5 protein-coding genes are annotated in these 9,904 nt (G+C 61.8%); all 5 read right to left on the bottom strand.

Going from position 1 to position 9,904, the window contains the following annotated elements; all coding sequences use genetic code 11:
• Positions 1-91: 91 nt before the first annotated feature.
• Positions 92-4,267 (bottom strand): amino acid adenylation domain-containing protein, encoded by a 4,176-nt coding sequence (locus AC30D7_RS27000; protein ID WP_490136110.1) that lies wholly within the window; start codon positions 4,265-4,267, stop codon positions 92-94.
• A gap of 29 nt (positions 4,268-4,296) precedes the next feature.
• Positions 4,297-5,955 (bottom strand): cyclic peptide export ABC transporter, encoded by a 1,659-nt coding sequence (locus tag AC30D7_RS26995; protein ID WP_490136109.1) that lies wholly within the window; start codon positions 5,953-5,955, stop codon positions 4,297-4,299.
• Positions 5,956-6,086: 131 nt separating this feature from the next.
• On the bottom strand, positions 6,087-6,974 hold the full coding sequence (gene pvdO, locus AC30D7_RS26990; protein ID WP_490136108.1) for a dihydropyoverdine dehydrogenase: 888 nt from the start codon (positions 6,972-6,974) through the stop codon (positions 6,087-6,089).
• Positions 6,975-7,020: 46 nt separating this feature from the next.
• A complete protein-coding gene (pvdN, locus tag AC30D7_RS26985; protein ID WP_490136107.1) occupies positions 7,021-8,301 on the bottom strand; it encodes a pyoverdine-tailoring periplasmic protein PvdN in 1,281 nt (426 codons plus the stop codon).
• On the bottom strand, positions 8,298-9,668 hold the full coding sequence (gene pvdM / locus AC30D7_RS26980) for a pyoverdine-tailoring dipeptidase-like protein PvdM (protein WP_490136106.1): 1,371 nt from the start codon (positions 9,666-9,668) through the stop codon (positions 8,298-8,300). Before pvdM ends, pvdN begins: the two co-directional genes overlap by 4 nt.
• Positions 9,669-9,904: the final 236 nt, after the last annotated feature.

The raw sequence follows: 9,904 nt of genomic DNA, 5'->3' as shown, positions 1-9,904 counted from the left end.
CGCTTGCGCCCTCGCTATTTAGCAACAGTCAACAAGCACAAACAAAAACGCAGAAGCCATGGCTTCTGCGTTTTTGTTTGCCGTCGCTCGGTCAGCTACATGACTCGCCCTGGCAGCCGAGGAACACTTCGGTAAACGACTCCAGTAGCGACTCGGTGTAGATCATGCTGCGGTGCGGCAGTGGTGAGTGGATCGAGGTGTGCAATTGGCCTGTCACGTTGTGGGCCCTGAGCAGTTGTTCCGAATACCGCACTTGCTCCAGGGTTTTATGCGACAGCGACCACCAGCAACTGGCCTTGACCTTGAGCAGCGGCAGCGAGAAGGCATTGAACGCGTCCACCAGGCGATCGTGAATCGCATAGGCCTGGGCGTTCATGATTTCCTGCTTGATGCCTTCCAGGGTCGCGATCATCTCTTGCTCGCCGGTGGCCGTCTGTTCGCTGGCCCAGCGATAGAAGGCCTTGAGGTCGGCCGTCGGGTTCCGGGCGATGAAGCTCGCCGCCGCCGGTTCCAGATGCGCGAACATCAGGTTGAAGACTTCGAGTGCTGCCAGCAGTTCGTTTTTCGCGCTGAGGTGGTTCGGGTTGTCTTCTTCCTGAGGCTTGCGCGGTAGATCGGCGGGCAGGTCACGTTCCGGCAGAGTGGTGTCAACGAGGCCGAGGAAGGTCACTTCCTTGCCCTGGCGCTCCAGGTGGGCGGCGACGGCCATGGCAATCGCGCCCCCCAATGACCAGCCCATCAATCGGTAGGGGCCGTGGGGCTGCTTCTCGACGATCTGTGCGCTGTAGTCGGCAATCATCTCGGCCCATGTCTGAGCGTTCGAGTCTTTGTCGGCAAAGCCCTTGTGCATCACGCCGAAGGTCCGGGCATGGGCACTGAGTTTTTTCGCCAGCGGCTGATAACAGAACACGATACCGCCGCTGGGGTGCAAGCAGAACAGTGGCGGTGCCGACGCTGTCGAGGCATTGAGTTCGATCACGCATTGCACATTCTGCTGATGCTCCCGTGCGATGAATCTGGCCAGTGCCTGGACATTGGGGTGAGCCAGCATGTGTTGCAGCGCCAGTTTGATGCCCAGGCGCGCGTTAAGGGTCGAGATGAATTGAATGGCCAGAATCGAGTGGCCACCGAGTTCGAAAAAGTTGTCGTCCAGGCTGACACGCTCGACCTGCAACGCTTCTTGCCAGAGTTCGGCGAGCGCCTTTTCCAATGGCGTTTCGGGGGCAATGAAGTGCCGCTGCGTCTGGCTGAGGTCGGGCTGCGGCAGGGCCTTGCGGTCGAGCTTGCCGTTGGGGCTCAACGGCATGGCGGCCAGTACCAGCAGATGACTGGGCACCATGTAGTCCGGCAGATTGGCCTTGAGCTCAGCCTTGAGGGTTTCGCGCAGGTCGAGTTGTTGCTGCTCGCTCAGCGAGTCGCTTTGAGCCACGACATAGCCGACCAACTGCAAACCCATCGCGCCTTCCCGGGCAACCACTAACGCCTCGCGGACCTGCGGCGATCGCAGCAGGCATGACTCGATTTCCCCGAGTTCGATGCGGAAGCCGCGAATCTTCACCTGGTGATCCAGCCGGCCTGCATACTCGATCACACCGTCGGCGCGATAGCGCGCCAGATCGCCGGTGCGGTAGAGACGACCGCCGCCTTGAACATCGAACGGGTCGGGGATGAAACGCTCGGCCGTAAGCTCAGGTCGCTTGAAGTAGCCGCGAGCGAGCAGGTCGCCGGCAATCATCAGTTCACCGACGACGCCCACCGGCACTGGCTGGCCGCCGGCATCGAGCAGGTAAATCGCCCGTCCGGCCAGAGGCTGGCCGATCGGCATGCTTTTGGGCAGGGCGATTTTCCCTGTCACGTAGTCGCTGCAATCCAGCACCGTGGTGCTGACTGTCGTTTCCGTCGGCCCGTAGGTGTTCAGCAGCTTCACGTGCCCGAGGCCGGCCTTGCCCCAGGCCGCCACGCCCTCCGGTGGCATCGCTTCGCCACCGACGATCACTTGCCGCAGTGCACCGTAGTCGCGCTGACCGGCTGCGGCGAAGTCCTTGGCCAGCATGTTCCAGTAGGTGGTGGTCAGGTCGCTGACGCTGAACTGTTTGTCGAGCAGTTCGCGGTACCAGGTTTCACTGTCCCAGATATCCGGCCCGCGCAGCACCACCGAGGCGCCGCAGATCAACGCCGGGTAAAGCTGCTCGACAAAGGCGTCGAAGTTGAACGTGGCGAACTGCAGGGACCGGTCCTGTGCGCTCAGGCCGAGAAACTCCAGCGCCACCTGAGCGTGACGGGTCAACGCCGCCTGGGTGATGCCGACCCCTTTGGGGCGACCGGTGGAACCGGACGTGAACATCACATAGGCGAGGTTTTGGCCGGTGGTGCGGCAGGGCGGGTCAAGTGCGGGCAGCGTCCCCCGGACATCGATGTCGTCGACGCAGCGTCGCTGGACGCCGGGCATCGATGGCAGCCGATCCAGCAGCGAACGCTGGCTCAGCAACACGCTCAGGCCACTGTCTTCAATCATCCAGGCCAAGCGTTCCTGCGGATAATCGGGGTCCAGTGGCACATAAGCGCCGCCGGCCTTGAGCACCGCCAGCAGGCTGACAATCATCTGCGCCGAACGCTCCACGGCAATGCCCACCAGCACCTCGGGGCCGACCCCGCATTCAATCAGGATGTGGGCCAGGCCGTTGGCCGCATGGTTGAGCTGCGCATAACTGAGTTCAAGGTCGTTGAAGATCAGCGCCACCGAATCGGGGGTTGCCAGCGCCTGGCGTTCGAACAACTGATGCACACCGTCCTCAGGCATGGCTGACGCGGGCGGATTCCACCGCTGCAACTGAACCTGGCGTTCGTCGCTTGCCAGCAACGGCAATTCGCCGAGCGCGCGATCAGGATCATCGACCAGTGCCTGGAGCAGATTCTGCCAGTGCCGGGCCAGACGCTCGATGGTTGCAGGGGTGTAGAGATCGCGGCTGTATTCCAGGCTCGCTGCCACGCCGTGTGGCGAGTACGTGACGTCCAGTGACACATCGAATTTGGCCTGGCTCGACCCCGCGTCAAGGAACTCCAGCGTCAGTCCGTCCAGATCGATGTGCGCCGGCTCTGCGCTGTCGGCACGCCAGTTGAACAGCACCTGGAACAGTGGATTGGCTTGCGCGCTGGTCTGCAATTGCAGGGCATCGAAACTCAACTCCAGCGGGTAATCCGCGTGGTCCAGCGCCGCCAGGGATTCACGGCGCAGGCGCTGCAGGAAATCGCTGGCGGACAGCAACGGATCAAGGCGTACGCGATACACCTGACTGCTGACAAAGAAGCCGACCAGCGCTTGGGTTTCGCTGCGATTGCGCGTGGCATTCGGCACGCCGACGGTAAAGTCCTGCTGACCGCTGTAGCGGCTCAACAACAGTTGCCAGGCCCCGAGCGCGACCACGAACGGCGTCAGGCCCTGTTGCTGGCAGAAGCGGTTCAGGGCAGCCGAAAGTGACCCCGGCAGTTCGAAATCATGCTTGCCGACCGGATGGCGGTGTTGCGCGCTGCGGGGGAAATCCACCGGCATATCCAGGGTCGGCAACGGAGTGCCGAGGTAGTTTTGCCAGTAGTCGGCGCTGCTGGCGCAGGTTGCGCTGTGCAGGTATTCGCCACGCTGCCAGGCGGCATAGTCGGCGTACTGGATGGCCGGGCGGGGCAAGGGTGATGTATCGCCGCTGCCGGCCTGGGCAAAGGCCCGTGTCAGGTCTTGCATCAGAATGGCATTGGACCAGGCATCGGAAACGATATGGTGCATGTTCATCAGCAATAGATGCTCGTCGGCCGAAATCTGCAGCAGTGTCGCCCGCATCAGCGGCGCCTGACGCAGATCGAACGGCGTGCCGGCCTGGGCCTCGATACGTAGCGCGATCCGGTTGGCGCGGGCCTCGACCGACAAACCCGACAGGTCTTCATGGCCGAGCACCAGTGTTGCCTGCGCATCCACCACCTGCATTGCGCAACCATCGATTTCGACGAAGGCACTGCGCAAAATATCGTGACGCTCAAGCACCTTGTTCAGGGCTGTTTCCAGCCGCCGGGGCGCCAGGGGGCCGGTGATGCGCATGACACGGGGCAGGTTGTAGGCGGCGTTGTCCGGTGACAGTTGCTGGAGAAACCACAGCCGCTGCTGGGCGAAAGACAGCGGCGCCGGGCGCTGGTTGGCGCGGGCGGTTATTCCTTGGGGTTGATCACCGGCATCGGCCAGCAACAGCGCCAGTACATCATCATCGATCAAATCGTTCATCGGGGCTCTCGTAGTCGGCGGTGGATCGTTCAGGCGGTCGCCAACGGTTTTTTTTGCGCGACGACCTTGCCGCCTTCCATTCGCACCAATTGGTCAGCGACATCGAAGTAACGGTCGTCGTGGGAAATGACGATGATGGTCTTGCCCAGGTATTTGAGTTCCGGCAACAGCTCGGTGTAGAAGATGCGCCGGAAGGCCGGGTCCTGGTCGGCCGCCCACTCGTCGAACACCAGCACCTGGCGTTCTTCCAGCCAGGCGTTCAACAGGGCCAGGCGTTTGCGCTGGCCGGTGGACAGGTCGGTGGTGCTGAAGGCGCCATCGCGGATGCTGACCTTGTGCGAGATTTCCAGGCGTTCCAGGTAACGGTTGGCGTCTTCGGGAACGTTCTGCTCGCCTTGTACCAATTCGTCGAACAGGTAGTAGTCGGCGAAAATCGTGGTGAACAACTGGCGATAGTCGTCGCGGTCATGCGCCAGGACCGGCTTACCGTTAAGGATGATTTCCCCGCCCTGCGGCGCATACAGCCCCAGCAACAACTTGATCAGCGTGGTCTTGCCGCCGCCATTCTCGCCGACGATAAACACGATCTCGCCCTGGGCGATGGACAGGTTGACCGGCCCGAGGGCGAAGGGCTTGCTGCCGTCCACCGCCGGGAAGGCGAAATGCACGTCGCGCAGTTCAAGGTGCTCGACCACCGGTTTCGGCGCGTCTTTGTCACTGAGCAGCAGGTGCGGTTCCGGCGAGGAAAACTGCTCCGCCAGGTCGGCAATGCGCTTGAACGCAATGTTGGCGCGGCTGACCACCGGCAGGGTGGTAACCAGGTATTCCATCGGGCCCTTCATGTACAGCAGCACCAGCACGAACCCGCTGAGCACCGCTTTATCGGTGCCCAGCCACAGCGATTGCAGGGCCAGCGCCAGACCGATCACCACGAAAAACAGCATCGAGCCAAGGGTCTTGGCCACCACGAAGGTGTTGACCGCGCGGATGTGCGTGTTGCAGATGAAGTCAGCGGTGCCTTCGATGCGCTGGCTGAACATGCGTTGGCGGCGCGGACGATGGATGCGCAGTTCCTTGGCGCCAGCGGCAATCGCGCTGTAGTGCTTTTGCAGTTCGTCCTCGGCTTCGCGAGCCGCCTGGAAACCCTTGATGCCCTTGGTCCGGGCCACGTATTGCAGCGCGGTGCCGATCACCAGGGCCACCAGCAGCAAGGCAAACATCGGCAACGACAGGTAGGCCAGGTAGCTCAGGCAGCCCAGGGTGACGGTGAACGCAATGGCCAGCGGCGCGAAGGAAAAGGCGAAATCACTGACGGTGTCGACGTCATGGGTCAGCACCGGAATCAGTCGATAACTGCGAAAGCGCTCGATCTGTTCGATCGGTGCCAACAGGACTTTTTCCCCCAGGGATTTACGCAGCCCGGCAATGATGTGCTGCCCGACATGGTTGGTGCCGATGTCCGACAGGATCGACGTCAGCAACGCCACCGCGCACAGGCCGATAAACGTTGCCAACACTCGGGTCGACGGGGTGTCGGCGGCGTTCAGCGCGTCATTGATGGTCGCCAGTAACGCGGTGATGCTGAGGCCACCGAGCATGCCGAGCATGATCGACACTACAACGATGACCCGGAAAGGCCTGAGCAGGCCGAGGACTTCACTGAAGGCTCCGCGGGATTTTGAGGTCATGGAAGTTTCCGCTTCAAGTGCCGCTAAAGGGCAAAGGTTCAAGAGTTTGGCTGCTTGAAAGACGAAACCCGTGGGCGGCGATTTAGCCGCGCACGGGTTCGTTGCAGGTCATGCGACAGGAGGTGGGAGCCTCAAAGATCCCGCGCGACGCGAAAACCGAGCCAGTCGCCACGGGTGTCGGGGTAGGTGGCATTGCGGTTGCCCGAACGCGAGAACACCGGAGCTTCGCCCCAGTCATTGCCGCGAATGCGCCGGGCGGTGCATTCGCCGGTCAACCAGGCGCTGCCATCGCTCGGTGCGCCGACGTAGTTGTCGTTGTAGCAATCGGCGGTCCACTCGTAGACGTTGCCGTGCATGTCGTACACGCCGAAGGCGTTGGCCGGGAAACTGCCCGCCGGTGAGGTGAAGTTGTAGCCATCGGCGGCGCCGTAGGTGTTAGCGTGCTTGGCGATGCTGTATTCCTTGCCTTCATCGAACGGGAAGGGGAACGGGCCGCTGCTGCCCGCACGGGCGGCATACTCACGCAGGGATTCGCTGACCAGTCGATAGTGCTTGCCGGTCTTCTTCGAGAGCCAGGCCACATAGGCATTGACCTCGGGGAAGTTCATGCACACCGCCGGATGCCTGGCCGTGCGTTCATAGCGCGGCACGCCAGCCTTGCACTCGCGGCCCGGGCGGGTGTCACCGTCGGGCATGACGTAACCGCTGTCGCGCAGGTACGCGTCCCACTCGCCGGCCAGCACCTGAAAGCGGCTGATGGCCAGCGGTTTGGCGAAGGTCACCGGGTGCAACGGACCTTCGTCGGGCTCACGACCCACCTCATTGTCCGGGGTGCCCATGGTGAAAGTCCCAGTGGGCAGCACGACCATCTCAGGGCAGTCCTTGCAGTCCTTGAACACTTTGCCGGGCGGGGCGGGGGCGGCGGCCTGAGCGGCGCCCGGCAGCAGGCCTGCAACCACGGCGGCGAAGGCCAGTGCGGGGAGCGTCTTCAGGGAAAAGCTACGCAGCTCACTGTTCATCATTGCTCTCGATAAAAAGTTAAAAGGAATCAGAGGGGGCTGGTGATCAGAGCTGTTTGCCGAGCAACGCGATGAAGCGGTCAACTTCAGCTTCGCTGTTGAGCAGCCCCGGCGCGGTGCGGATCACCGGGCCCACGTCGCGCTCCACGGCATCGGCGATCACGCGGTTTTGCATCAGCCAGGCGGCGATCTTGTCGCAGTTTTTGCCCTTGACCCGGAAGAAGCTGAAGCCGGACGACAGCTCGGGGCTCAGGGGCGTGACCAATTCGATCTGCGGGTGCGCTTGCAGGCGTTTTTTCATATAGCTGTTCAGCGTATGGATACGTGCCTGAACATCGGCCTTGCCCCATTGCAAATGCAGCTTGAAGGCTTCGTTCAGTGCCCAGCGGTGCTCGAACGAGTGGTAGCCGCCCGGGGTCATGGTGGTGGAGAACGCCGTGGCTTCGGAGAAGGTCGGAATGATCGGCGTGACGTATTTGACCTGTTCACTGCGGCTGCAAACGATGCCGGTGCCACGGGGGCCGAATAGCCATTTGTGGGTGCCGGCGATGAAGAAGTCGCAGTTCATGGCGGGAAAACTCAAGTCCTCGACACCAAAGCCGTGCACGCCGTCGACCAGGTAAATAATGCGGTCCTGGTCGGCGCGATTGCGGTTGTGCTTGTCCACCAGTGCGCCGATGTCGGCGATCGGCAGTTTCACGCCACTGCCGGAGTGCACCCAGGTCATGCCGAGTACGCGGGTTTGCGGTTTGATGTTCTGATCGATCGAGGCAAGGATCTCGGCTTTGGAGACCGTCTGCGGATTCTTGAACAGCTTGATCTTGCGCACCCGGGTGCCGTCCCGTTGGGTGCGCAGATCGAGAATGGTGTGGGTCGCGTAATGCTCGTGGGCCGTGGTGAGGATTTCCTGGTCGGGGCGCACATGAACGCCGCCGAAAATCATCGCCAGGCCTTCGGTGGTGCTGCCCGTCAATGCGATCTGTTTGGCATTGGCTTGCAGGTAACGACCGGCCCAGACACGCACCTCTTCTTCACGCTGCTCGATCACGCCCAGGTCCCAGTCCATCGCCAACCCGGGGTTTTTATCGAGGGCGGCACGGTGCATCTCGATCGCTTCACGCACAGGCTTTGGGTGCGAGGTGATCAGGAAATTGGAGAAATGCAGGTAATCCGGATCCTGGTCGAACAACTGCCGCAGCTGTGCCCATTTGTCCCCAGGCGGCGAGGGCACCGGCGTGGCGCTGGCGACGTTGTTCAGGCCGGCAGTCAACGGCAGGCCGGCGGCGAGGATCCCGGCCTGTTTCAGAAAGGTGCGACGATCGCTCATGGTGTGCTCGTGCCTTGTTGTGAAATCAGCGCTGGCTTGGCGGCTTTCTGCACCTGATCCCAGACCCGCAGGAAGTTGCCGCCCCAGAGCTTGGCAATGTCCGCTTCGGAGTAGCCGCGCGAGATCAGTTCCGCCGTGACATTGCGAATGTCACCGACGTTTTCCCAGCCTTTGACGCCGCCCCCTTCGTTGAAGTCGGAGCTGATGCCGACATGGTCAATGCCGATTTTGCGCACCGTGTAATCGATGGCGTCGCCGAGGTCTTTGAGGCTGGCTTTGGGTTCTTCTTCGAGAATCGCGTAGAGACGGCTGGCGTACTGGCCGAATTTTTTCTCTGACCAGGCAGCGATGACCGGGTCGCCCGGCATCAATGCCACGGCGAGGTTCGGCAGGGGCGGCAGGTCGAACGCTTTGCGCAGTTCGTTGAGTTTGTCCTGGGTGGTCTGGGTCAGCGGGCGCAGGTATTGGGAGAAACCGACCACCTGCACCACGCCGCCGCTGTTCTTGATCAGCTGCATTTCCTTGTCGCTGAGATTGCGCGGGATATCGACCATCGCCCGTGGCGCCGAGTGCGAAGCGACCATCGGTGTGCGGCTCAATTGCGCGACTTGCTCCAGGGCCTTGGTCGACATTTGCGATACGTCGATGATCACGCCCAGGTCATTCAAGCGATGTACCGCTTGCTTGCCAAGGTCCGAGAGGCCGTCGAGGGCATCTGGCGAATCGTTGAAAAACGGCAAGGGACGCGAAGAGTCGGCCCAGTCGTTATTGCCGATATAGCTGAAGCCGAACATGCGCATGCCGCGTGCTGTCCACAGATCCAGCAGCTTCAGGTCGTGGCCCAGCGGGTAGGCATTGAGCATGCTGATGAAAATCGCGAACTTGCCTTCGCCGTGCAAACGACGGAAATCGTCGGGGGTGTAGGCAATGGCGACCTGATTGGGAAAGTCGCGGACCATCCCGGAAATAATCTTGTAGCGAATCTCCTGCTGGTTGCGTGCCTCTTCGACAAAACCGGCGGTGGGCTTGTGCGGCGCGTTGGCGCCATTCCACAGTTCCGGCCAGCCGAAAATCGTCAGGGCCGCGCCGGACAGGCGTCCGCGGTTGGCCTTGACCAGGTCGAACTGGCCCTCGCCATCCTTGTCGGCTTCGTTGCCCTGGGTGCCGAAGTTCTGCATCAGGCTGATGTGGCTGTCGAAGGAGAGCATGCGCTCGTGCAACTCGTCGGCCTGTTGCATGACCTTGATCGGGTAACCGGGGTTGTCCTTGAACCCGTAATACCAGACCGCGAAGCTGGCGCCGGCGCTGATCGCCAGGGCCAGCGGCAGGCCGATGTAAAGAGCCTTTTTCGAACGTGGTTTTGTCATTGCCATCTCTGTCAGGTTCGCCGCCCCGGTGCAGGCGCAGGGGCCTTTGCTATCTGGGAGGAACGAGTGGCTGACAGGGAAATTTAGGTGAGCTTGCGGGCCTCTTCGCGGGCAAGCCTCGCTCCTACAGGTTTTGTGTCGTCCACATCATTGTGATCCACCACCAACTTGTAGGAGCGAGGCTTGGTCCGGGCGGCGATCCGACGAAGCTTCTAAATTTCCGGACCGAACAAACG

This window comes from Pseudomonas sp. DF5 (assembly GCF_058148225.1).
This window is presented reverse-complemented; position numbering and strand designations above follow the sequence as displayed.

Bases quoted from the DNA above. Each gene is read 5' to 3' on its own strand.
- AC30D7_RS27000 (WP_490136110.1), bottom strand. From the start codon at position 4,267: ATGAACGATTTGATCGATGATGATGTACTGGCGCTGTTGCTGGCCGAT.
- AC30D7_RS26995 (WP_490136109.1), bottom strand. From the start codon at position 5,955: ATGACCTCAAAATCCCGCGGAGCCTTCAGTGAAGTCCTCGGCCTGCTC.
- pvdO (WP_490136108.1), bottom strand. From the start codon at position 6,974: ATGAACAGTGAGCTGCGTAGCTTTTCCCTGAAGACGCTCCCCGCACTG.
- pvdN (WP_490136107.1), bottom strand. From the start codon at position 8,301: ATGAGCGATCGTCGCACCTTTCTGAAACAGGCCGGGATCCTCGCCGCC.
- pvdM (WP_490136106.1), bottom strand. From the start codon at position 9,668: ATGACAAAACCACGTTCGAAAAAGGCTCTTTACATCGGCCTGCCGCTG.